Raw genomic sequence first — 23,139 nt, forward strand, 5'->3', positions numbered from 1 at the left:
CGCCAGCGTCATCGAGATCGCCGCCGTCAGCGTCGTCTTGCCGTGGTCAACGTGGCCGATCGTGCCGATGTTCACGTGCGGCTTGGTGCGTTCGAACTTTTCCTTGGCCATGGCCAAACTCCTGTGGCCCGGGTCCGGAACGGAGGGGCGCTGTGCTCAGTTCATAAAACCTGGAGCGGGTAGCGGGAATCGAACCCGCGTATTCAGCTTGGAAGGCTGCTGCACTACCATTGTGCTATACCCGCACGAAGAATGCGGTTGCACCGCCCTTCAAAATGAAGAGCGACGTTTCCGCACCCGATTCCTATCTGGACTCCCGGCCGTCGGGCATTGAAGGCGCGTGGTGGGGGAAGCAGGACTCGAACCTGCGAAGCTTACGCAGCGGATTTACAGTCCGCCCCCTTTGCCACTCGGGACATTCCCCCAGCGCGCCTTATGTCAATGCCGGTCTGGAAACGCCGGAAACAATCTTTCGACCATTCCGCGACGAAAGCCTTCGCTGTCGGGCGACGCCTGCAGTAGAGGAAGCGCCTGAACCGAAAGCCTTGGGGCCCAAATCGGAGGCCGTCTTATAGTGTCGTCATTTCGAGAACGCAACGACCGGAAAACCGGTAAAAAACAATCTTTCCACAAAAGGGGCGAAGCACGCCCTGATCGGCCGCAAACCCCCGCGCCGCAAGGGCGCAGCGCCGGTGAAAATGAGCGTAGACCCGCCCGTTCGCGCCCGGACGCCGATAATTTTCTTTGGGGACGCCATCCGGTTCTGGCCGCTTTGGCGAATCCGGCGCGTCGCGGAACGGGCCGTCTGATGGTCACCGAAGACCGCGCCGAAGAGATTCAGCGCGAGAATCTGGCGAACGGCCACCGAATCGAAGTGGTCGATTCGCTGGCGTTGGGCCGGATGCTGCCCGCAGGCGCGGTGCATCAGGGCATGGCCTTCAAGGTCCAGCCGCTGGAAGGCGTGGCGCTGGAAGATCTGGCCGAACCCGCTGAAGGCGTCATCGTCATGCTGGATCAGCTGACCGACCCCCAGAACGTCGGCGCCATCTTCCGCTCGGCCCTGGCCTTCGGCGCGCGCGGCATTGTGGTGCAGGACCGTCACTCCCCCGCCCTCGCCGGAGCGCTGGCCAAGGCTTCGGCCGGCGCGACCGAACGCCTGCCCTGCGCCCGCGTGACGAATCTCAGCCGCGCGCTGGAGAAGCTGGCCGATCACGGCTGGCGCGCCATCGGCATGGACGGCGGCTCGGACCTGACGCTGGAGCAGGCGCTGGACGCCCGCCCGACCGTCATCGTCATGGGGTCCGAAGGCGACGGTGTGCGCCGTCTGGTCGCCGAACACTGCGAAGCCATGGCCCGCATCCCCATGCCCGGCGGCTTCGAGAGCCTGAATGTCTCCAACGCCGCCGCCATCGCCCTGTATGAAGCCGCTCGCGCCCAGGGCCGCGAGGGCTAGAGAAATCCCCGCGCCACTTCGCCCCTGCGGCGTCTTGGCGTGGGTCCTGTCGGGCTTTATGGATGGGATATGGATTTTCTCTCCAATCCCGAACTGATCAGCCAGGCCTCCGCCCTCGGCAAGGTGCTGATGATCGATCTGGTCCTGGCCGGCGACAACGCCGTGGCCGTGGGACTGGCCGCCGCCGCCCTGCCGCAGGAACAACGCCGCAAGGCCATCCTGGTCGGTCTGGCCGTCGCCGTCGTGCTGCGCATCGGTCTGGCGCTGATCACCGTCCAGCTTCTAGCCATCGTCGGCCTGCTGCTGGCGGGCGGCTTCCTGCTGCTGTGGGTGTGCTGGAAGATGTGGCGCGAACTGCGCGAGCAGGCCACCCACGATCAGGCCGAAGCCGAGGCCGAGATCCAGCGCGCCATGGCCATCGAACATGGCGGCGGCCCCTCGCCCGAGGAAATGGGCCTGAAGCGCAAGACCTTCGGCGCCGCCCTGATCCAGATAATGATCGCGGACCTGACCATGTCGCTGGACAATGTACTGGCCGTGGCGGGGGCCAGCCATGAGCATCCGTGGATCATGGTGTTCGGCCTGATCCTGTCGATCGCCCTGATGGGCCTGGCAGCCACCTTCATCGCCAAGCTGCTGAACCGCTATCGCTGGATCGCCTATGTGGGTCTGGCCATCGTGCTCTATGTCGCCGTGCACATGATCTGGGACGGCGGTCGCTCGGTCATCGTCCGCACCGGCCATGCCGATCAGTTCAACGCCTCGGCCCCCGGCTTCCTGCGCATCAGCGCCGAAGAACAGGCCAAGCACATGAAACACAGCGGCAAGGGCGCAGGCTCACACACGCCCCACGCCCTGCCCGGCGGCCGCGAACGACGCGATCCGCCGCCGCACCCGGTCGAGGCCGCTCCGCCCGCCCCCTGAAACACAAAAGGCCCGGATCGCTCCGGGCCTTTTTTTCTTAGCGAGGCGCACCTTAAGTGCGGGCCCCGCCTTTTTGTTCTGAGAGCCTACCCCTCGGCGCCGCCGAAGCGTTCGGTCCATTCGGCGACCTGGGCGTCCTCGATCTTGGCGAACAGGACCTGAGCCGAGGATACCGCCTGACCGGCAGGCAGGACGTTCAGCAGATCGCCCTCCATCTCCGGCCACGACAGATCCGTCGCGCCGACCGTGGCGGCGATGCGGCCCGCGGCTTCGGGCATGAAGGGCGCGGTCACGCGGGCGAACAGGGCCACAAGGCTGAGCGCCGTGCGCACCACGACAGCGGCGCGCTCCCGGTCCGTCTTCAGCGCCGTCCACGGCGCCGCCACCTGCAGATATTCATTGCCCAGCACCCACAGGGCGCGGGCGGCCTGCGCCGCCTTGCGGAACTCCATGGCCTCGAACTCGGCGGTCAGGGCTTCCAGACCGGCCTTGATGTCGGCGGCCAGCTTTTCTTCCAGCGCGCTCGGTTCGCCGCCCTCGGGCACGACGCCGTCGAACTTGGATTCCGTGAACTTGACGATGCGGTTGACGAAGTTGCCCAGCACGTCGGCCAGATCCTTGTTCGTCGTCGACTGGAACTGCTCCCAGGTGAAGGCCGCGTCGGAATGTTCCGGCCCATAGGCCGTCAGGTGCCAGCGCCAGTAGTCAGCGGGCAGCAGCTCCAGCGCCTGATCCATGAAGACGCCCCGGCCCATGCTGGTCGAGAACTTGCCGCCGTACCAGTTCAGCCAGTTGAAGGCTTTCAGCTGGTCAACCGTCTTCCACGGCTCGCCCGAGCCGAGGATGGTCGAAGGGAAGCTGACGGTGTGGAAGGCGACATTGTCCTTGCCCATGAACTGGACGTAGCGCACGTCCTCAGCGCCCTCATCCAGCCGCCACCAGGAGCGCCAGTTTCCGCCCGTCTTGTCGGCCCATTCCTCGGTCGCGCCGATGTATTCGATGGGAGCGTCGAACCAGACGTAGAAGACCTTGCCCTCCATGCCCGGACGCGGGCCGCCGTCGGGGCCGACAACCGGCACGCCCCACTTCAGATCGCGGGTGATGCCCCGGTCGATCAGGCCCTCGTCCAGATGCTTATAGGCGATGGAGCGGGCCAGCGGCTGCCACTGGGGCGAGCGGGCGTCGACCCAGGCGCGCACTTCGTCGGCCACCTTGGTCTGCAGCAGATACAGGTGCCGCGTGTCCCGGACCTCAAGGTTGCGGCTGCCCGAAACGGCCGAATAGGGATTGATCAGATCGGTCGGGTCCAGCAGGCGGCCGCAGTTGTCGCACTGGTCGCCGCGCGCCTTTTCATAGGCGCAGTGCGGACAGGTGCCCTCGACATAGCGGTCGGGCAGGAAGCGGGCGTCGTCGATCGAATAGATCATCCGGTCGACGCGCTCCTCGATCAGGCCGCGTTCCTCCAGCACCTTGGCGAAATGCTGGGTCAGGCGGGTGTTCGGGGCGTTGGAGCTGCGGCCGAAGATGTCGAACGACAGGCTGAACTTGTCGGCCAGCGACTTCTGGACCTGATGCTGCTCGTCGCAATAGGTGCGGACGTCCTGCCCGGCGGCGGCGGCGGCCAGTTCGGCCGGGGTGCCGTGTTCGTCGGTAGCGCAGACATAGAGAACCTCATGCCCCCGGCTTCGCATGAAGCGCGCCCACACATCGGCGGGCAGCATCGACCCGGCCAGATTCCCAAGGTGCTTGATGCCGTTGATGTAGGGCAGCGCCGAGGTGATGAGGATGCGGGACATGATCTTCCAACGTCTGACAGGGAGGCGTTGGGATATAGAGGGCGAAACGCGCGCCGTCACCTTTCGCCTTCGCCCTCCCCGAGATGGAGAGGCCGAAGCGTTACGCCAGCCGCCGCGCGATCCGCACGAAACGGCCGGTCAGCAGGGCGCCCGAGATCAGGCTGGCGACGATGACCGAAGTCACCAGACCGTTCACCCCCATGCGGTGCGCCAGGAACCAGCCCAGCGGGATCATGATCAGGCCGTAGGACAGCAGGTGCATCAGCGTCGGCCACACCACGTCGCCCGCCGCGCGATTGGCCTGTGCGGCGACCACCTGCATGGCGTCGGCGACGAAGAACAGCGTCGCCAGCACCAGCGCCGGCGCTGCAATGGCCAGAATGACCGGATCGGTCGTATAGGCGCCGACGATCAGGCGCGCCGACGGCCAGATGACCAGGGCGATGACAAAGGCCAGCACGGTCACCACGCCGATGCCCGCCAGACCGCCGCGCATGACGCCAGCCTTGTCCGCCGCGCCATAGCTGCGCCCCACCAGAACCGCTGTCGCCGAGCCCAGCCCCATCGGCACCATGAAGACGATAGCCGAGATATTGATGACGACCGCCCAGCTGGCGGTTTCCGCCGCGCCCAGTTGACCGGCGAACAGGGTCATGGCCGCAAAGGCGCCGACCTCGATAAAGTTGGATGCGCCCGCGCCCAGACCGACCTTGACCTGCTGGCTCTCGACCGCCTTGTCGCGCCGGGGCTTTTTGAACACGCCCCAGGCCCGCGCCTCGGGCAAGCGCAGGATGAAGATGACCAGAAAGATCGCCAGCGCTGTGCGCGCGCCGAACGTCGCCCATGCCGAGGCCACGGCGCCGTGCATGCCGAGGCCCAGAAGATCCGGCACCAGCAACAGGTTCAGGCCCAGATTGACCGCATTGGCCACCCACATAGCGACCATGCCCGCCTTCGGACGCTGCAGGCCTTCAAGGAAGAACTGGGCGCAGACCGAAATCAGATAGGCCGGCATCGACAGGGCGAAGACCATCAGGGCCGGCGTCGCGCCTTCACCCAGACCATCCTCCAGCCCCATGTGAACCAGACCGAACGGCCCCAGCAGCAGCAGGCCGACCATCGAGACCAGGCCGATCTGCAGGGCGTAGCTCATGCCCCGGCGCAGGACGGCGCCGACCTCGTCGCCCCGGCCCTCGCCCAGCAGACGGGCGGTCATGATCTGAACGCCCATCATCAGGCCGACCGCCGTGGTCAGCACGACCGACGACGGCGCCCAGGCCAGCGAGTGGAAGGCCAGCTCGCGGCTGGCGTAGTGGCCGACGACGATGGCGTCGGTCAGCCCCATGGTCATGATGCCCAGACGCGCCAGCACCACAGGCCACGCCAGCTTCAACAGCTCGGTCAGGGTGGCGCGATTATGGAAGCTGAACAGGGACTGGACCATCGGACGCCGCAACAGCCACGCTCACGCGCGCGGGTCAAACGATTTTCAGTGCGTTTCAGGCGCCTACCAGGCGCCCAGCTCGCGCAGCTCCCGCGCCAGTTCAGGCGGCAGGTCCGTCGGCTCGGCCACCGACAGATCCGGCGGCACGTCCTTGTCGAAATAACGCCAGCCCTGAAACGGCCTGCGGGCCAGCGGGGCGGTGCGGATCACCTGGCTGTCCACCCTGATTTCGCAGCGGCTGGCCTTGCCCTCGCCCACGGTGGTGATGTCCAGAATGCGCTGACGGCACGTCACCACGCCCTTCATCACCCAATAGAGGGAGCCGCCGTCCTCGATCTCGGCGGCGCGCTTGGGCGTCATGCGGGTGTGGACGATGCGCCAGTCGGACCGCGCCGCGTTCGCTTCCAGCGTCTCGACCTCGGTCACGCCGACGCAGAGCTTGATCATGTGCAGGGGCATGAGGCCCAACTAGTCATCCGACGCCGCGAAGGCCAGCCCGGCTCAGGGCTGGCGATCCAACTGGCTGAAGATTTCCTGGCCCTTGGCGATCAGTTCCTGCCCGCAGCGCTGGGTGTGCGACCGCACCTGCTGAACCGGGGTGGAGTCGGTATATTCCAGCATCCGCCCGATCCAGTTGCGCCCGGAATCGCGGCCTTCCAGACGGCCCAGATAATACATCATGCCGCCGGTATACTGCTGCTTCAGCGCATCCGAGGCGGCCGGATCGTCGATCGCCACCGCCAGCAGCCCCATGCACTGAAGGTCCGCCGCCGAGGCCGCCGGCATATCGCTCAGATCGGCGCCCAGAAGCGCCGTCGCCATCATCGCCGCAACGATCATTCGCCTGCCCCCTCGGCCTTCACAACGGCCAGCACCGCGCCATCCGTGACCTGATCGCCGACGGCGACGTTGAACTCGGCCACCACACCGTCGAAGGGCGCGGTCAGGGCGTGCTCCATCTTCATGGCCTCCAGCACCACGACCGGCTGGCCCTTGGCGACCTTGTCCCCGGCCTTGGCAGGCGCAGCGACGATCTTGCCCGGCATGGGCGCGCGCAGGCCGCCGTCGGAGGCGGAGCCGCCAGCAGAACCACCAGCCAGCGGAAATGCACGAATTTCAAACGCTTGCCCGCCTTCAAAACTAACCCCCGTCGTATTTGTTTGAGGCCAGTAGTTCGACACCGCGTACTTATCAGGACTGATCGGCACGACCCGTGACACACCGTTGACGACCACGACCTGCTCTACCAACGGCCTTCCGTTAACTCGAAAGCCCAACGTGCCGTCATACCCGTGCCACGGGCTGTAACTCTCCCCATCGGTAGCTTCGCTGCATTGAAAACGTAGATACCGAGCAGCATCTTCAAGCGCACCATCAGATATCGGCACAGCAGCAAGAGCCCCCTCCTCCGCCGCGATGAAGCCGGTGTCCACGTCGCCTTCGACAAAGCGCGTATGGTCCAGACAACGCGCCATGAAGCCTGCATTGGTCTTGACCGGCCAGACTTCTACGTCGCGGCAGGCGTCGGCCAGACGGGCGGCGGCGGCCTCGCGGGTGTCTTCGTGGACGATCAGCTTGGCGATCATCGGGTCGTAGAACTGGCTGACCTCGCCGCCCTGCATCACGCCGGTGTCGACGCGGATGTCGTCGGGCATGACGAAGTGATCCAGCCGCCCGATCGACGGCAGGAAGCCGTTGGCGGGGTCTTCGGCATAGAGGCGGGCCTCCATCGCCCAGCCCTTCATCGGAATGTCGGCCTGCGCCAGCGGGATCGGCTGACCTGCCGCCACCCGCAACTGCCACTCGACCAGATCGACGCCGGTGATGCTTTCCGTCACCGGGTGTTCGACCTGAAGCCGGGTGTTCATCTCCATGAACCAGATGCGGTCGGCCTTCAGCCCGTCAGAGGCGTCGGCGATGAACTCGATGGTGCCCGCGCCCTGATAGTCCACGGCCTTGGCGGCGCGCACGGCGGCGGCGGTGACGGCGTCACGCGTGGCCTGATCCATGCCGGGCGCCGGGGCCTCTTCGATCACCTTCTGGTGGCGGCGCTGCAGCGAGCAGTCGCGTTCATGCAGGTGGACGACGTTGCCGTGGCTGTCGCCGAAGACCTGCACCTCGATGTGGCGCGGGCGGGTAATGTAGCTCTCGATCAGCACGCGCGGATCGCCGAAGGACGACTGCCCCTCGCGCTGGGCCGACGCCAGATTTTCAGCGAAATCCTCGGCGCGGTCGACCTTGCGCATCCCCTTGCCGCCGCCGCCCGCGACCGCCTTGATCAGGACCGGAAAGCCGATGCGGTTCGCCTCGGCCGTCAGGGTCTCCAGCGACTGGTCCTCGCCCTGATAGCCGGGGGTGACGGGCACGCCCGCCTCGATCATCAGCTTTTTCGCCGCGTCCTTCAGGCCCATGGCGCGGATCGAGGACGGCTTGGGGCCGATCCAGACGATGCCCGCCGCCGCCACCGCCTCAGCGAAGTCGGCGTTCTCGGACAGGAAGCCATAGCCGGGGTGGATGGCCTCCGCCCCTGTCGCCTTGGCCGCCGCCAGCACCTTGGTCGCATCCAGATAGGATTCGCGCGCCGCCGCCGGACCGATCAGCACCGCCTCATCCGCCTCGCGCACGTGCAGGGCGTCGGCGTCAGCCTCGGAATAGACGGCGATGGTGCGCAGGCCCATGCGACGGGCAGTGCGGAAGACGCGGCAGGCGATCTCGCCGCGATTGGCGACCAGGACGGATTTAAACATGGCGGTCTTGAACTCTGCCTCTGCAATGGGCGCCTTGCTTCACCTTGCTCCTCCCTGTTCGCAAAGCGAATGGGGAGGTGGCGCGGCGCCGAAGGCGACGTGACGGAGGGGGCGACTCCACGGCTGACGTTTACGCCGCCCCCTCCACCACTTCGTGGTCCCCCTCCCCACAAGTGGGGAGGAAAGTAGTCTTACTGCGCCCAACTGGCTGGGCGCTTGTCCAGAAACGCGCGGACGCCTTCCTGGCCCTCGGCCGAGATACGGGCGCGGGCGATGCGTTTGGCGGTCTCTTCCAGCAGGCGATGATCGATATCTTCGCCCGCCACATCGTTCACCAGACGCTTGGCGTCGCCCATGGCGCCCGGCGCATTGGCCGACAGGCTGTCGGTCAGCATGGAGATGAACTCGTCCACCGAACCTTCGGGCAGGACCATGTCGATCAGTCCCGCATGGGCGGCGTAGTCGGCGTCAAAGATATTGGCCGTCAGGAACAGCTGGCGCGCGCGGCGCGCGCCGACCGCTTCGATGACATAGGGGGCGATGGTCGCCGGGATCAGACCCAGCTTGACCTCCGAGAAGGCGAAGCGCGCGCCCTCGACCGCCACGGCCATGTCGCAGGCGGCGACGATGCCCGCCCCGCCGCCCATGGCCGCGCCCTCGACCAGGGCCACCGTCAGCGCCGGCACGTCGTGCAGAGCCTTCAGCATCTTGGCCAGTCCCATGGCGTCGTCGCGGTTGTCGCTCTCGGACCAGTCGGCCGCCGAACGCATCCAGTTCAGGTCGGCGCCCGCGCTGAACGTCCCGCCCGCGCCGCGGATGAAGACGACGCGCACCTTGTCGGCGCCGTGCAGGGTCTCGAACGCCTCATAAAGGGCGGCGATGGTGGCGGCGTCGAAGGCGTTCTTCTTCTGCGGCCGGTTGATCGTGACGAAGACGACACCGTCGGCTGTGGCGTCGATCTGCACCAGATCATCGTTGGCGTCCGGCGCCGCGTCGGCGACCAGAGGGTGGGCGATGGCGTTCATCTCCGCAGCCTCGGCGTCGGTGATGTCCAGAGCGTTCAGTTCGGCTTCTGTCGGCGTTTTGTCAGTCATGGTGCGGCTCCTCTCGGCCGATAGAACGCATCAGGCGCGGTCCCTTTCCGTCGCCCGGAAAACCCGTCTAGACCGCGTCGCAGCGGTTGGCGCGGACGGTCTTGCCATCCTGTTCGACGCGCAGGGAAATCCCCGCCACCGGCGACAGGCGCAGGATCTGGACAATGGTGTGGTCGCCTTCGGACGACTGGTTCTCCAGCACCACGCGGATGGCGTCGCCCTGATCCTTCAGGGTTTCCAGCGCCACCAGTTTCGAGGTGTCCTCATAGCCCTTGATCTCATTGGCGGTGATGACGAAGCGGGTGCCGCTTTCATCATTGTCGCAGCCGTTTTCGCTGTAATCCCAGTTTCCGCGATAGCCGACAGGGAAGACCGCCTGCGACGGCTCACCCGCCCGCACGGCCGCTTCCTCGGCTGCCGAGACCGGTTCGGACTGCGCCGCCGAAGCCGCCGGGGCCGCAGCCGCCGCCGGATCCTGCGGGGCCTCTGAGACCGCCTCGGGCGCCGCACGGTCCGCCTGCGATCCGCAGGCCGCCAGCAACGCGGTCAGGGCGATGAAAGCTGCTGTCTTCTTCATGTCACTGTCCTTGCTGTCCGTTTCGACCCCGCGCCGGGATCGCCGACGCCACATTTTCAGCCGCATCGCCCGGCTTCAAGTTATTTTTTGAACACTGTTTATTTTGGTCCCTACATCCGGAACACGCCGAAGGTCGTCTCGGGGATCGGGGCGTTCAGGCTGGCGCTGATGGCCAGACCCAGCACGTCGCGCGTCTGGGCCGGATCGATGACGCCGTCGTCCCACAGCCGGGCCGTGGCGTAATATGGGTTGCCCTCGTCTTCGTATTTCTGGCGGATCGGCGCCTTGAAGGCCTCGGCTTCGTCCGGGGTCCAGGTGTCCGCGTCGCGGTGGACGGTGGCCAGGACGCTGGCCGCCTGCTCGCCGCCCATCACCGAGATCCGGCTGTTCGGCCAGGTGAACAGGAAGCGCGGGCTGTAGGCCCGGCCGCACATGCCATAGTTGCCCGCCCCGAACGATCCGCCGATCAGGACGGTGAACTTGGGCACCTCTGCGCTGGCGACAGCCGTGACCAGCTTGGCGCCATGCTTGGCGATGCCCTCGGCTTCATATTTGCCGCCGACCATGAAGCCCGAGATGTTCTGCAGGAACAGCAGCGGAATCTTGCGCTTGCAGGCCAGTTCGATGAAGTGCGCGCCCTTCTGGGCGCTCTCGGAGAACAGCACGCCGTTGTTGGCCAGAATGGCCACCGGCATCCCCCAGATACGCGCGAAGCCGCACACCAGCGACGTGCCGTACAGGGCCTTGAACTCATCCAGTTCCGAGCCGTCGACGATCCGGGCGATAACCTCGCGCACGTCATAGGGGGCGCGGACATCCTCAGGGATAATGCCGTAGAGCTCGGCCGGATCATAGGCCGGGGCGCGCGGCTCGCGCACGTCCAGCGGCTGGGGCTTGGTGGTGTTCAGATTGGCGACGATGGAGCGCACGATCTCCAGCGCGTGCTCGTCGTTCTCGGCCACATGGTCGACCACGCCGGACCTGCGGCCGTGGGTTTCGGCGCCGCCCAGTTCCTCGGCCGAGATGACTTCGCCCGTCGCGGCCTTCACCAGCGGCGGTCCGGCCAGGAAGATGGTGCCCTGATTGCGCACGATCACCGTCTCGTCCGACATGGCAGGCACATAGGCGCCGCCCGCCGTGCATGACCCCATGACACAGGCGATCTGCGGGATCGACCTGGCGCTCATCCGCGCCTGATTGAAGAAAATGCGGCCGAAATGGTCACGGTCCGGAAACACCTCGGCCTGGTGCGGCAGGTTCGCCCCGCCGGAATCGACCAGATAGACGCACGGCAGATTGTTCTGCTCGGCGATCTCCTGCGCGCGCAGGTGCTTCTTCACCGTCATGGGGAAGTAGGCGCCGCCCTTCACCGTCGGGTCGTTGGCGACGATCATGACCTCGCGGCCCGACACACGGCCGACGCCGCAGATCATGCCCGCGCCGGGCGCCGCATCGCCATACATGCCGTCGGCGGCCAGCTGGCCCACCTCCAGAAACGGCGAGCCCGGATCCAGCAGACGCTCGACCCGATCGCGCGGCAACAGCTTGCCCCGCGCCACATGGCGTTCGCGGCTGGCGTCCGGGCCGCCCCGCGCCGCCTTGGATATCTTTTCGTAAAGCGCGCCTTTAAGGGCGCGATTGTGCGCATCCAGCTGTTTGAAAGCAGGACTATTGCGATCGACGGCGGAAATCAGCTTGGGCATACCTTTAGGTGTAGGCAGCTTCTGCGTCCGTGGGAAGTCCGTTCAGTTCACCCGATGCGAAATCAGCTGTATCTCCCGTATTCATGGCCTCGCCCCGAACAGACACGCTCGCCGTCGCCCTGTCACGCGCCTTCGCCGACGCCAGCGACAATCGCGCCAGCTGGTTCGCGCTGACAAGGGGTGAACGCCTGTTCTCGGCAGGAGATCCCGCCGACACCCTCTATCTGCTGCGCGCCGGGCGGCTGGGCGTCTTTCGCCGCGACGACACGCGGGCCCAGCACATGACCGCCGTCGTCAAACCGGGCGAACCGGTGGGCGAACTGGCCATGCTGGCGGGCACATCGCACATGTCGGACGTGGTCGCCCTGCGCGACAGCGACGTTCTGGCCCTGCCGCGCGAGGCCTTTTTCGATGCGGCCCGCAACGACCCGGTGCTGATGACCGAACTGGGCCAGATCATGCTGAAACGCGCCCGTGAGCGCGGGGGCGGGACCGAGCCGAACGTCTTCGGCTTCGTCTCTGCGCGCGCCCGGCCGATCCGCGGCTTCGTCGAGCGCGTGGCCCGCGCCATCGAAAGCAGCGGCGCCAGCTGCCACGTCATCGACAGCAACTCCATCACCTCGGCCGCCGAATGGTTCTCGCGGGTTGAGGACGCGCACGACTATGTCCTCTATGTCGCCGAGGCGGATGAGCCGAACTGGGCCGCCCTGTGTGCGCGACAGGTCGACCGGCTGTTTCTGGTCGGCGCGGCGGATGCACCGCCGCCCCCTGCCCCACCCGTCGTCGACGACTGGGACGACGCAGGCCAGCGCACCGATCTGATCCTGCTGCGCGATCCCGCCATGTCCCGCCCGCGCAACACCCGCGCCTGGCTGGACGTGCTGAAACCCGGGCGCTGGTTCCATGCGGTCGAGGGTCTGTATGCCGACACCGAACGGATCGCTCGCCTGATCACCGGATCTGCGGTCGGGGTGGTGCTGTCGGGCGGCGGCGCCCGCGCCTATGCCCACATCGGCGCCCTGAAGGCCCTGCGCGAGGCGGGCACCCCCATCGACTTCATCGGCGGCGCCTCCATGGGGGCCGTTATCGGCGCAGGCCCCGCGCTGGGCTGGTCCGACGAAGAGCTGGAGCACCACATCCGCAACGCCTTCGTCCTGTCGGACCCTCTGGCCGACATCGCCCCGCCGATCATCGCCATGACCCACGCGCGCAAGGTCAAGACGCTGATGAAGGAGGCCTTCGGCGATGTGCAGATGGAGGACATGCTGCTGCCCTTCTTCGCCGTCTCGACCAATCTGACCTCGGGCAAGCTGGAGGTGCATCGCGAGGGGATGCTGCGTCACGCCCTGCGCGCCTCCATCTCCATTCCCGGCGTCATGCCGCCCGTGGTGATGAACGGACAGGTGCTGGTGGACGGCGCCGTGCTGCGCAACTTCCCCAGCGATGTCATGCGTCGGCTGAACAGCGGCCCCGTCGTCGGCGTCGATGTCTCCATGACCCGCGGCGTCGATCCCGAAACGCTGGAGAACCCCCCGTCATGGTGGCGCTGGATCCTGTCGGGCGCGTGGAAGCACGGCCCGCCGATCGTCTCTATCCTGATGCGCTCGGCCACCCTGTCCAGCGAGGCCGAGCGGATGCAGGCCCGCGCCGAAACGGACCTGCTGATCCTGCCGACGCCGGACGGCATCGATATCCGCAACTGGAAGGCCTATGAGCCCGGCGTCGCCGCCGGATATGAGGCCGCCCGCGCCGCCCTCGACAGCCTCAACGGCCCGGTGGAGAGCCTGCATCGCCGCCGTCGCTCCGGCGCGCCAGAAGAAACAGTCGAGGAAATGGCAGAAGCGTCCGCCCTTCCGGACGCCGCGGAAACGCCTCACCCAGCGTCCTCCGCAGCTGATCGAGAAAGGCGTCGCGGTTGGTTTGGTCTTCGCAAAGCGCGGTCAGATAGGGCCTGAGGGCCGTGCCCTTCATCCATTCCAGCACGGCGTCTTCACCGTCCAGAACGTGCAGATAGGTCGTCGACCAGATGTCGACCTCGTCGCACAGATCCGCCACCGCATCATAATAGGCGTCCGCCGCCAGCAGGGGCTGGATGGTGTCCACGCCCTTCAGCCGGGCGCTCCACGGCCCCTCAGCCGCTGTCTGTCGCATCAGGGTGTGGTGGCGCGTCTCCCACGCCATCGGCATCTGCACCGCCAGAACCCCATCCGGCGCCAGCGCCCTGACCAGACGCCGGAACAGCGCCGCATGGTCCGGCGCCCACTGCAGCGAGGCGTTGGCCAGAATCAGATCGACCGGCGCTTCCGGCGCCCAGGTCTCCAGATCGCCCTGCACCCAGTCCACATCGTCGGGCAGGTCGCGCGCCTGCTCCAGCATGGCGCCGCTGGAATCCAGGCCATGCACCTGCGCCTGCGGCCAACGCCGCTTCAGCAGGGCCGCGTGCTGTCCTGTGCCGCAGCCGATGTCCCACACTTCACGCGGGCTGATGTCGCCCGGAAGCTGTGACAGCAGGTCGATGGCCGCGCGATCGCGCTGGCGCTCGAAACGATTGTATTGCTGGGGGTCCCACGCCGGCGACGTCATCGTCGATATTCTCCCTCGTTTGTCGCCGAAGCGATTCGAGGGAGAATGGTACAGCCTCTCAGGATTGAACTGAGGACCTCCGGCTCCACAAACCGGCGCTCTAACCAGCTGAGCTAAGGCTGCACATCTCTGCGCGAGGGCGGTTCTCTAGCGGGCCTCGCCGTCGGGGGCAAGCGGCCTTTTCACCCTCACGCAGGATTTTATGTTTTATCCCCGTCAGTTCCAGCCGCGGCTGGCGATATATTGCTGAAGCTGCATCAGGCGGGTCTGATCCGACGGGTGGGTCGAGGCGAATTCCGGCGTGCCGGACTGGCGCCCCTCGGCCATCGCGCGCCACAGGTTCAGCGATTCCGACGCCTTGTAACCGGCGGCCACCATGTAATCGACGCCCAGACGGTCGGCCTCCAGTTCATGGCTGCGCGAGAAGGGCAGCAGCACGCCCAGTTGCGCGCCCATGCCGCCTAACGCCTGGACTGCCTGACCGTAATCACCCGCCTGGCTCTGAACCGCACCCAGAATCAGTCCGGTCGTTTGGGTGGTCGAGGCGCGCTCGGCCGCGTGGCGGGCGACGACGTGGCCGACCTCATGGCCGATCACGGCCGCCAGTTGATCGTCGTTCTTGGCTATGGCCAGCAGCCCCGTCGTCACGCCCATATGGCCGGACGGCAGGACGAAGGCGTTCGGCGTTGAATCGTCGAACACCGCATACTCCCAATGACGGTTGGTCAGATTGGCCGCCTGCACGATGCGATCGCCGACGCGGCGCACGCGCGCGTTCTGGGTCGCATTGTTCGACAGCTTCTGCGTCCGCAGCGTCTCGGCCCATGCGACCTGCGACTGCTGGATCAGCGCGCTGTCGTCGATGAAGACCAACTGATTGCGGCCCAGCGCCTCATTATAGGCGCAGCCGCCCACACCGGCGCCGATGATGCCGACCCCGATGGCCAGGGCGACGAGAACAGGCTTACGGGACATGGAACCTCCAGAGAGCAGTCAGCCCCCCCATAATGCACGGCCTGCGGCCATGGCTCCATGCCTGATCGGCTGAAACCCGTCCTCAGTCCGTCTCGGCTTGAAAGCCAAGGGGAACCGGCATTCGCAAGAGCCCCCAACAGACAGGGGGCGATGATGTCCCCACCGACATTTTTAAGACACTACGCCAACGAAAAAGCGCCCCGAGGCGAAACCTCGGGGCGCTTCTTTCGTTCTGTGCGATCGCTCGCTTAGTCCAGGTTAAACGGCACCCGGACCACGAACTTGGCGTTCGTTGCAGCGCCGTCGACCGTGCGGGGCGAAAGTTGCCCGCGCTGGACGATGCGGACAGCCGCAGCGCCGAAGCCCATGCCAGCCGGCTCTTCCGAGGCGACACGGCAGTCTTCAGGCTTGCCGCTCGGCGTCACCGTACACTCGACCGTGGCCGAACCGCCCACGCCACGATCAAGCGCGCGTTGCGGGAAGTCCCGTTCGGTCGGACGCGGCGGGCGAGCCCACTGCGGGTTGGTGATCACCGCAGGACGCGGCGGAGCCGGAGGAGCGGGCGGAGGCGGAGGACCAGGGACGATGACGGGCGGGCCCGTATACTCCTGACGATCTTCCTTCTTCGTCGGCTCGATCGGCAGCGTCACCGGAGGCGGCGGCGCTGAGGTGTTGACGACCGGCTCGCGCACCTGAAGCTTCGGCGGCGGCGGCCTGTCCGGCGGCGGCGGCGGCGGCGGAGGCGGAGGTGGCGGAGCCGGAAGGTCCATCAACTCCACATTCACAGCCTCGTCCACATAGTCGAACTCCTTGAGTTCAAACTTGCTCTTGTACAGGTACAGACCTGCCAGAGCGTGGACGACCACCGAGATGCCAATCCCGACCATTGCGCCCGTCGAAAGTTTCTTTTTCTTCGGTGCGTCGAGCAGAGGGTCGCGGTGCTCGTGAGGTTCAGCAGTCATGCTTTATGTCACGCCCCCTACGAATGATCTTCGCCAACCAGGGCGACACTGTAAAAACCATTATCCTGGAGGGCGTTCATGACCTGCATGAAGTCCCCGTAACGCGTTTGCTGGTCAGCACGGATGAAGATCCGCTCCTGCTCAGGGTCGCGCGTTCCGATCTGGACTTTCAGATCTTCCCCCAGGGAACCCACCGACGTCCGGAAGTCGCCGATCCACACTTCACCGCCATTCTGGATGGAGATGAAGACAGGCTTGGGCGGATTCTGGGCCGGCGGAGCGACGGCGCGTGGAAGCGTCACCGGCACCGACACGGTGGCGAGCGGAGCCGCCACCATGAAGATGATGAGGAGAACGAGCATAATGTCCACGAACGGTGTGACATTGATTTCGCTGTTCGCCTCGACGGTGTACTTGCCGCCGCCGGAACCGGAAAGTTTGGCGGCCATCCGTCTTACGCCCCCTTGTCGAGTTGACGCGAGATCGAGTTCATCAGCTCAGCATTGAAGCCGTCAGCGCGAGCGCCGTACGAAGCAATGCGGGTGTTGAAGTAGTTGTAGAAGATAACCGCCGGGATAGCCGCGAACAGACCGATGCCGGTAGCCAGCAGGGCTTCAGCGATACCCGGAGCAACGACGGCCAGGTTGGTGGTGTTCGACTCGGCGATGCCGATGAACGAGTTCATGATGCCGTAAACGGTGCCGAACAGACCGATGAACGGACCCGAAGAACCGACCGAAGCCAGGAACTGCTGGCCGCCCGACAGGCGCATGCCCAGACCGCCCTGAACGGCGCCGATGGCGTTGCCCGCGCGAGCGACGGTGGAGTCGCGGTGCGTACCGACGACATCAAGACCAGCTTGACGCGACAGTTCGACTTCGCCCGTAGCAGCCGAGGCCATGTCGGCCAGCGGGTTGCCTTCGAACTCTTCCGAGGTGGCCAGGCGACGGATGTCGGCCAGGGTGCGAGCACCGCGGTACTCTTCCAGGAAGCGGTTGGTCTTTTTGCCCAGCGAGCTGAACTCAACCAGTTTGATGAGCAGCAGCGTCCAGGAGAAGATCGACGCCAGCACCAGGCCGGCCATGACGATCTTAACGACCGGGTGCGCCATCATGAACATGGCGATCGGGGTCAGGCCGGCGCCGCCGTGGCCGGCAGCGGCCTCTTCAGCGGGGGCGGCGTCTGCAGCGGCGGCGTCGTCAGCAGCCGGTGCAGCAGCGTCGGCAGCCGGAGCGGCGGCGTCAGCAGCGGGGGCCGAAGCGGCGGCCGGAGCAGCCGGAGCGGCCGCGTCCTGCGCCAGAACCGGCGAGCTCGCCATCAGGACGGCAGCGCCGGCCATTGCGAGGAGGATATTCGTCTTCTTGCTATCGAGCATGTTTCGCCAGTTCCTGCTTTGGTCTGACTCGTGGAACCCAAGACCCAAGCCGCGTCAGTCGGCTGGGCCTTTACCGTGAAATTTTCCTCCCGCCGGAATTTCTCCCCCGCCGGTCGGCGCCGCACCCTTACGAGACATCCTGAGACGCCTTGCAGACTGGAGCGATGGAACCATACCCCCCCGTCCACAGCCTGCAAGCAAGAATGCGGTTAAGTCCCTTTGGCGAACGCCTATCCGAGCGTCAAGGGCGTAAAATGGCTTTTGACCCCGCCGCCACCGCCCGCAGAGGGCGTGCGCAAGGAAATTTCACGATACTGCAATGTATCGGCAATATCTGTGCAAGATTACAGAATGTTAAGAAATGTTTCGACCATGACGATTTTGCGGCTTTTTTATGGCCTGCTCGAATAATCATCATGTGAAAGGAAAGTGGTGCCTGGAGGCGGATTCGAACCACCGACACGCGGATTTTCAATCCGCTGCTCTACCAACTGAGCTATCCAGGCGTCGCTTCGCGTCGCGAGAGGCGGCTCTATAGGCGAGCCTGAACGGGCTGTCCAGACGCCAATTCACTCAATTCCGCGATCTTTTTCATCATCGTGCGCCTCTTCGGCCGGAATGGCGTAGCTGCCGCTGAACCAGCGCTGCAGATCCACGTCGGCGCAACGCTTGGAGCAGAAGGGTTTGTAGGCGGCGACGGCCTCGGCGCGACGGCAAATGGGGCATTGGGCCATGCGTCAGCCCTCCTTGATCTGAAACACGCCCGGCGCGGCGTCGGGACGAATATGGGCCCTGGGCCCCAGGGCGGACACGCGATCAGACAGAATCGCCCCCGACGCCGGACTGCAATGCAGGGTCAGGCGCGCCGCCGCCCGATCCGTCATCAGGGCCAGCCGCAATTGATGAAGCGCCGCCCGCTCCGGCGCGCCCGGCGCCGTCAGCCGCTCGTCCAGCGGCGTGCGCCCCCACGGCGCAGACAACTGCAGAAGGCCGAACCGGCTCAACGGGCCGATGGAGACGCCCTGCATTCCGGCGAAAGCCTGCCGCGCCATGTTCAGGGTGCTCTCAGGATGCAGGCTTACCCCGGCCAGATCGACCGCGACCAGACCGCCCCACCCTTTCAGCGCCAGCAGACGCGCCGTCTGATGCAGACCTTCGCGATTCACCGCCTCGCGCCCCTTGCGCGACTCACGTCCGGCGGTCGGGGCGTAATCAATATCGACTGCGATCAGGGCGCGTGTGCGCTGGATCGCCAGATCCAGCCCGACCTGCGGCGCTGTCACGCCGTCCGACAGAACCTCTTCTTCCGCTTCCTGCGCCGCGCGAAGGGCTTCGACGCCGGTTACAATGTCCGCCTCAGGGTGCAGGCTGCTCAAGATCGCCGCGACATCCGGCGCGGGCGCCCGCAGGCCCGGCTCGCCCGCCGCATCGCTGATGCGGCGCAGCACAGGCCCCTTGCGCTCACGCGGCTCAGCCGTGACCTGTAATTCGAGCTTGGCCCCTTCGACGGGTCGATCCGCCTTGCCAAGCGGCAGGAAGCCGAACGGCTCGCCGCAGCCCATGTCGACAAAGGCGCCGTGCAGACCGGGCGCCAGACGCGCCACACGGCCGACGACCCGCGCGCCCAGACGGTGCTCGGGCCGGTCGTCGTCTCTGTCTATTATAAGGAGGCTGGGGCGGCCGTCGCGGAAGACCACGCCCCGGGTCTCGCCCGGCGCTACGTCCAGGAAGACCTCAATATCGGCCATCAGGCCCGCCAGCCTGCGCCGTGCAGCAGATTCGCCGTCTCATATAGAGGCAGGCCCATGACCGCCGGATGGCTGCCGACGATTCGGCTGATAAAGGCGGCGGCGCGGCCCTGAATGCCATAGCCCCCGGCCTTGCCCCGCCACTCGCCCGAGGCGACATAGGCGGCGATCTCGTCCTGAGACAGCGGTTTGACGCTGACGCGCGTCTCGACGACGCGCCATGCGGTGCGGCCGCCGCTGATCACGGCCACGCCGGTGAAGACTCGGTGATTGCGCCCGGACAGCAGTTTCAGGAATCGGGTCGCCTCGGCCTCATCGGCAGGCTTTTCCAGCAACCGGCGCCCCACGGCCACCACCGTATCGGCGGCCAGAATCACATCGTCGGGGTAGGTTTCGGCCAGAACCGCCGCCTTGGAACAGGCCAGACGCTGCGCGAGCCGCGCAGGCGGCTCGGCTTTCAGCGGCGTTTCATCAATGTCCGCCGGAGCCACCAGATCAGGCGCGATGCCGATCTGCGCCAGCAGCTCGAGACGGCGCGGGCTGGCGGACGCCAGAATCAGGCGCCGGGCGGGAGCGTCAGGACGCGACACGCGCGTCCTTACTTGAAGCGGTAGGTGATGCGACCCTTGGTCAGGTCATAGGGCGTCATTTCGACCAGCACCTTGTCGCCGGCCAGCACCCGGATGCGGTTCTTGCGCATCTTGCCCGCAGTGTGGGCGATGATTTCGTGATCGTTTTCCAGCGTCACGCGAAACGTCGCGTTCGGCAGCAATTCGCTGACCACGCCGGGGAACTCCAGCAGTTCTTCCTTAGCCATGCGGCCTCTCTCGCCCCTGTGAACGGCATAAGGCTCGCGCCGGGCGTGAGCGCGAGCCGTGAAAGTGAGGGCGCCTAATGCACCAAAACGCGTGGATAGTCGAGTTCAGCCCCGACGGTAGAGGGCGCACACCAGCGTAAACAGCCGCCGCGCCGTCTCCTGATCGATCTCGACCTTGCCTTCCAGCCGGGCTTTCAGCAGGCCCGCGCCTTCATTGTGCAGCCCGCGCCGCCCCATGTCGACCGCCTCGATCTGACTGGGCGACGAGCCGCGCAGCGCCTCATAATAGCTTTCGCAGATCAGGCCGTAATCGCGGATCACCGTCTTCATCGGCGTCAGCGACAGGACGTGGGTGCGGCTGAAATCCGGTCCGGAAATATCAAAGGCCAGCCGGTTATCCTGCGACGACAGCTTCAGGGCGTAAGGGCCGCCTGCCGCCCCTTCAGGGACAAAACTGTTCTGCTCGACCAGATCGAAGATGGCCACGCGGCGCTCATGCTCGATCTCGGCCGTGGCGGCGGGCAGGCTGGCGTTGTCGATCTCGATCGCCGTCAGTTTGTGCGCGCCGCTCATCCGACCGCCTCATCCAGATGGGTGGGAGCAATCCGCGCGGGCCAGCGCTCGGACAGGTCGGTCAGGACGGCGTCCAGACATTCCACATCAATGCGCAGGTCGCCGCCGCCGGCGAACATCATCATCACCTGACCGCCCGGCGCCTCGCCCGGCAGGAAGTCCATCGCCAGCAGCTCCAGCGCCGATTCGGGCAGGCGCGGCAGGCGGCGGCTCTTGACCGCCTGCACGTCGCCGAACTGCATCGCCGCCATGACCCGCGTGCCGCCGCATTCCCAGCAGAAGCGCGACAGGACCAGCGTCAGCCGCCGGGCGTCCTTTTCCCAGCGGATGTCCACCGGGCGCATGATGGCGTCCTGAAGCGCGGCCGAAATGATCTGCAGATCATCCCCATCCTCGGCCAGCAGGCGCAGGGGCGCGATCGGCGACAGGGCTTCCTGCGCCGCATCGAGAATCGCGGCCTGCTCAGGGTTCAGGGTCGGTTCGCCGTCAGTGCTCATCGCCCTCCCCCTTGATCCTTCGGACATCCGCGCCGCAGGCGCTGAGTTTCTGTTCCATGCGCTCAAAGCCGCGATCCAGATGGTAGACGCGGCCGACCGTCGTTTCACCTTCGGCCACAAGACCGGCGATGACCAGAGACATGGAGGCGCGAAGATCGGTCGCCATGACCTGAGCACCCTTCAGCGTTTCCACGCCGACCACCTGCGCCTCGCCCGCATGGACGGTGATGTCGGCGCCCAGACGCGCCAGTTCCGGCGCGTGCATGAATCGATTCTCGAAGATGTTTTCGTGAATGACGCTGGTCCCCTCGGCCGTCGTCATCAGGGCCATGAACTGCGCCTGCAGGTCGGTGGCGAAGCCCGGATAGATCTCGGTGGTCAGATTGACCGCCTTCAGCCGCTGCGTCGGGTCACGACGGACGATCAGGCCGTCATCCGTCGGTTCGATCTCGACGCCCGCCTCGACCATCTTGTCGGTCAGGGCGGTGATCAGGTCGGCGCGGCCTCTGGTCAGGCGCACCTCGCCCCCGGCCATCGCCGCCGCCAGAGCGTAAGAGCCCATCTCGATCCGGTCGGGAATCACCGACCAGGTCGCGCCCGACAGGGACGGGACGCCGGTGATCGTCAGCACATCCGTATCCAGCCCCTCGATCTTCGCCCCCATGGCGATCAGACAGCGGGCCAGATCGCCGATCTCCGGCTCACGCGCGGCGCGCTTCAGCACCGTCGTCCCGTTCGCCAGTACGGCGGCCAGAAGGGCGTGTTCGGTGGCGCCGACGGAAACGAAGGGAAACTCGATCTCGGCCCCGTGCAGACCCTTGGGCGCGGCAGCGGTGACATAGCCCTCTTCCAGCTCGATCTCGGCGCCCATGGCCGTCAGCGCCATCAGGTGCAGATCAACCGGCCGCGCGCCGATGGTGCAGCCGCCCGGCAGCGACACCTTGGCCTCGCCCGTGCGCGCCAGCAGCGGCCCCAGCACATTGAACGAGGCCCGCATCTGACGCACCAGATCATAGGGGGCGTAGGTCGAGGTCAGCTCCGGCGCGTGAAACAGCGTCTCCTGCCCGTCGTCGCCGTCGCGTTCAGTCACCTGCACGCCGAACTGGCGCAGCAGCTGGCCCAGGAATCGCGTGTCCGCCAGACGCGGCATATTCGTCAGCAGCAGGGGCTGATCCGTCAGGATCGACGCCGCCATCAGCTTGATCGCCGAATTCTTGGCTCCGCTGACCGGAATGGAGCCGTTGAGGCGATTGCCGCCGTGGATGACGATGCTGTCCATGGGTGTCGGGGAAGTCCTGGGAGGCCCGGACCCCTGCGGCCCGGCGAACCGGTTATCTAGCAAGCCCTGATGCGACCGCGAAAGGCCGTAACGTCGTAGGACGGATGACTTTCAGTTGCTTTCCTTCGGCGCGCGCGCCCCGCCCGCGCCGGGCGCCTTGCGACGGCGCAGATTCGCACGCAGGGCGGCGGCCAGACGCGCCGCGCGTTCGGCCTTGGCCGAGGCGGTCGAACTGGCGGCGGAAGGCGTGACGGCGGCGGGGGCCGTGCCGTCGGCGTCTTTGGTCGGCTTATCCATGAACGCAGCAGACCGCGCCCAAAGATTTTGATCAAGCATGCATTTTGGACTTGGCCCGGGGAAAACCTTTGGCTATACGGCCGCTTCCTCAGCGACCCGCCGCCGTAGCTCAGTGGTAGAGCGCATCCTTGGTAAGGCTGAGGTCGGCAGTTCAATCCTGCCCGGCGGCACCACCGAGGCCCAAACCTGAACGGTTTGGGCCTCGATCAATTCCAGCCCCTGCATTCAGAATCTCCCCAGCGCCCAAGCCGGTTTCGACCGCTGGGCGCCATCCGGCGACTCGACATCATCCATC

24 protein-coding genes, 5 tRNA genes and 1 pseudogene are annotated in these 23,139 nt (G+C 66.2%); 4 read left to right on the forward strand and 26 right to left on the reverse strand.

What is annotated here, in order from left to right:
- From ABE454_RS11915 to ABE454_RS11925, 3 genes are all read right to left on the reverse strand, one after another.
- Positions 1–111, reverse strand: a 111-nt coding sequence (locus ABE454_RS11915; protein ID WP_346532223.1) for a GTP-binding protein, incomplete at its 3' end; no start/stop codon positions are given.
- Positions 112–171: 60 nt separating this feature from the next.
- A tRNA-Gly gene (locus ABE454_RS11920) sits at positions 172–245 on the reverse strand.
- Positions 246–341: 96 nt separating this feature from the next.
- Positions 342–425 (reverse strand) — tRNA-Tyr (locus ABE454_RS11925).
- A gap of 149 nt (positions 426–574) precedes the next feature.
- On the opposite strand from ABE454_RS11925, the gene rlmB reads away from it, so the two are divergent.
- Together rlmB and ABE454_RS11935 are read left to right on the forward strand one after the other, a co-directional pair.
- A complete protein-coding gene (gene rlmB, locus ABE454_RS11930) occupies positions 575–1,453 on the forward strand; it encodes a 23S rRNA (guanosine(2251)-2'-O)-methyltransferase RlmB (RefSeq protein WP_346531945.1) in 879 nt (292 codons plus the stop codon).
- A 69-nt stretch (positions 1,454–1,522) separates the two neighbouring features.
- A complete protein-coding gene (locus ABE454_RS11935) occupies positions 1,523–2,377 on the forward strand; it encodes a TerC family protein (RefSeq protein WP_346531947.1) in 855 nt (284 codons plus the stop codon).
- An 86-nt stretch (positions 2,378–2,463) separates the two neighbouring features.
- Here the strand turns inward: ABE454_RS11935 and metG are convergent, their stop codons facing one another.
- The 8 genes from metG to ABE454_RS11975 all read right to left on the reverse strand — a co-directional run bounded on the left by metG (position 2,464) and on the right by ABE454_RS11975 (position 11,738).
- Positions 2,464–4,173 (reverse strand): methionine--tRNA ligase, encoded by a 1,710-nt coding sequence (metG, locus tag ABE454_RS11940; RefSeq protein WP_346531949.1) that lies wholly within the window; start codon positions 4,171–4,173, stop codon positions 2,464–2,466.
- 100 nt (positions 4,174–4,273) lie between these two features.
- The gene (locus tag ABE454_RS11945; RefSeq protein ID WP_346531950.1) at positions 4,274–5,617 is read right to left on the reverse strand and encodes an MATE family efflux transporter; all 1,344 of its coding nucleotides are present in this window, start codon (positions 5,615–5,617) and stop codon (positions 4,274–4,276) included.
- 63 nt (positions 5,618–5,680) lie between these two features.
- Positions 5,681–6,076, reverse strand: a complete 396-nt coding sequence (locus ABE454_RS11950; protein ID WP_346532224.1) for a DUF1489 family protein — start codon at positions 6,074–6,076, stop codon at positions 5,681–5,683.
- Positions 6,077–6,118: 42 nt separating this feature from the next.
- A complete protein-coding gene (locus tag ABE454_RS11955; RefSeq protein WP_346531952.1) occupies positions 6,119–6,457 on the reverse strand; it encodes a hypothetical protein in 339 nt (112 codons plus the stop codon).
- Positions 6,454–8,364 (reverse strand): acetyl/propionyl/methylcrotonyl-CoA carboxylase subunit alpha, encoded by a 1,911-nt coding sequence (locus tag ABE454_RS11960; protein WP_346531953.1) that lies wholly within the window; start codon positions 8,362–8,364, stop codon positions 6,454–6,456. Before ABE454_RS11960 ends, ABE454_RS11955 begins: the two co-directional genes overlap by 4 nt.
- Positions 8,365–8,555: 191 nt before the next feature.
- The gene (locus ABE454_RS11965; protein ID WP_346531955.1) at positions 8,556–9,458 is read right to left on the reverse strand and encodes an enoyl-CoA hydratase-related protein; all 903 of its coding nucleotides are present in this window, start codon (positions 9,456–9,458) and stop codon (positions 8,556–8,558) included.
- 67 nt (positions 9,459–9,525) lie between these two features.
- On the reverse strand, positions 9,526–10,035 hold the full coding sequence (locus tag ABE454_RS11970) for a hypothetical protein (RefSeq protein WP_346531957.1): 510 nt from the start codon (positions 10,033–10,035) through the stop codon (positions 9,526–9,528).
- A 110-nt stretch (positions 10,036–10,145) separates the two neighbouring features.
- Entirely contained in the window at positions 10,146–11,738 is a 1,593-nt protein-coding gene (locus ABE454_RS11975; RefSeq protein ID WP_346531959.1) for a carboxyl transferase domain-containing protein, read from the reverse strand.
- Positions 11,739–11,821: 83 nt separating this feature from the next.
- On the opposite strand from ABE454_RS11975, the gene ABE454_RS11980 reads away from it, so the two are divergent.
- Entirely contained in the window at positions 11,822–13,693 is a 1,872-nt protein-coding gene (locus ABE454_RS11980; protein WP_346531961.1) for a patatin-like phospholipase family protein, read from the forward strand.
- A 229-nt stretch (positions 13,694–13,922) separates the two neighbouring features.
- On the opposite strand, the pseudogene ABE454_RS11985 reads toward ABE454_RS11980, so the two are convergent.
- The 15 genes and pseudogenes from ABE454_RS11985 to ABE454_RS12055 form a co-directional block, all read right to left on the reverse strand.
- Positions 13,923–14,321 (reverse strand): annotated as a pseudogene (locus ABE454_RS11985) (methyltransferase domain-containing protein); the annotation flags it as partial.
- Positions 14,322–14,367: 46 nt separating this feature from the next.
- A tRNA-His gene (locus ABE454_RS11990) sits at positions 14,368–14,444 on the reverse strand.
- 93 nt (positions 14,445–14,537) lie between these two features.
- Positions 14,538–15,296 (reverse strand): M48 family metallopeptidase, encoded by a 759-nt coding sequence (locus tag ABE454_RS11995; RefSeq protein ID WP_346531963.1) that lies wholly within the window; start codon positions 15,294–15,296, stop codon positions 14,538–14,540.
- Between the two features lie 248 nt (positions 15,297–15,544).
- Positions 15,545–16,258, reverse strand: a complete 714-nt coding sequence (locus ABE454_RS12000; RefSeq protein ID WP_346531964.1) for an energy transducer TonB — start codon at positions 16,256–16,258, stop codon at positions 15,545–15,547.
- 17 nt (positions 16,259–16,275) lie between these two features.
- Positions 16,276–16,707 (reverse strand): ExbD/TolR family protein, encoded by a 432-nt coding sequence (locus ABE454_RS12005; protein WP_346531966.1) that lies wholly within the window; start codon positions 16,705–16,707, stop codon positions 16,276–16,278.
- Between the two features lie 5 nt (positions 16,708–16,712).
- Complete coding sequence (locus ABE454_RS12010; protein ID WP_346531968.1) at positions 16,713–17,633, reverse strand: MotA/TolQ/ExbB proton channel family protein; 921 nt, start codon at positions 17,631–17,633, stop codon at positions 16,713–16,715.
- A gap of 430 nt (positions 17,634–18,063) precedes the next feature.
- Positions 18,064–18,139, reverse strand: a tRNA-Phe gene (locus ABE454_RS12015).
- A 63-nt stretch (positions 18,140–18,202) separates the two neighbouring features.
- Positions 18,203–18,367 (reverse strand): DNA gyrase inhibitor YacG, encoded by a 165-nt coding sequence (locus tag ABE454_RS12020; protein ID WP_346531970.1) that lies wholly within the window; start codon positions 18,365–18,367, stop codon positions 18,203–18,205.
- A 3-nt stretch (positions 18,368–18,370) separates the two neighbouring features.
- On the reverse strand, positions 18,371–19,381 hold the full coding sequence (locus tag ABE454_RS12025) for a ribonuclease E/G (RefSeq protein WP_346531972.1): 1,011 nt from the start codon (positions 19,379–19,381) through the stop codon (positions 18,371–18,373).
- The gene (locus tag ABE454_RS12030; protein ID WP_346531974.1) at positions 19,381–19,971 is read right to left on the reverse strand and encodes a Maf family protein; all 591 of its coding nucleotides are present in this window, start codon (positions 19,969–19,971) and stop codon (positions 19,381–19,383) included. The genes ABE454_RS12025 and ABE454_RS12030 overlap by 1 nt, the downstream gene beginning before the upstream one ends.
- An 8-nt stretch (positions 19,972–19,979) precedes the next feature.
- Complete coding sequence (gene infA, locus ABE454_RS12035; RefSeq protein WP_003164348.1) at positions 19,980–20,198, reverse strand: translation initiation factor IF-1; 219 nt, start codon at positions 20,196–20,198, stop codon at positions 19,980–19,982.
- A 105-nt stretch (positions 20,199–20,303) separates the two neighbouring features.
- Positions 20,304–20,771 (reverse strand): UPF0262 family protein, encoded by a 468-nt coding sequence (locus ABE454_RS12040; RefSeq protein WP_346531976.1) that lies wholly within the window; start codon positions 20,769–20,771, stop codon positions 20,304–20,306.
- The gene (locus tag ABE454_RS12045; RefSeq protein WP_346531978.1) at positions 20,768–21,268 is read right to left on the reverse strand and encodes a DUF2948 family protein; all 501 of its coding nucleotides are present in this window, start codon (positions 21,266–21,268) and stop codon (positions 20,768–20,770) included. The genes ABE454_RS12040 and ABE454_RS12045 overlap by 4 nt, the downstream gene beginning before the upstream one ends.
- The gene (murA, locus tag ABE454_RS12050) at positions 21,258–22,547 is read right to left on the reverse strand and encodes a UDP-N-acetylglucosamine 1-carboxyvinyltransferase (RefSeq protein WP_346531979.1); all 1,290 of its coding nucleotides are present in this window, start codon (positions 22,545–22,547) and stop codon (positions 21,258–21,260) included. Before murA ends, ABE454_RS12045 begins: the two co-directional genes overlap by 11 nt.
- Positions 22,548–22,658: 111 nt before the next feature.
- Complete coding sequence (locus ABE454_RS12055; RefSeq protein ID WP_346531981.1) at positions 22,659–22,844, reverse strand: hypothetical protein; 186 nt, start codon at positions 22,842–22,844, stop codon at positions 22,659–22,661.
- A 98-nt stretch (positions 22,845–22,942) separates the two neighbouring features.
- Here ABE454_RS12055 and ABE454_RS12060 point away from each other — a divergent pair.
- Positions 22,943–23,017, forward strand: a tRNA-Thr gene (locus tag ABE454_RS12060).
- The last annotated feature ends 122 nt before the right edge of the window (positions 23,018–23,139 follow it).

It is taken from the genome of Brevundimonas diminuta (assembly GCF_039673845.1).
Classification (GTDB): Bacteria; Pseudomonadota; Alphaproteobacteria; order Caulobacterales; family Caulobacteraceae; genus Brevundimonas; species Brevundimonas diminuta_E.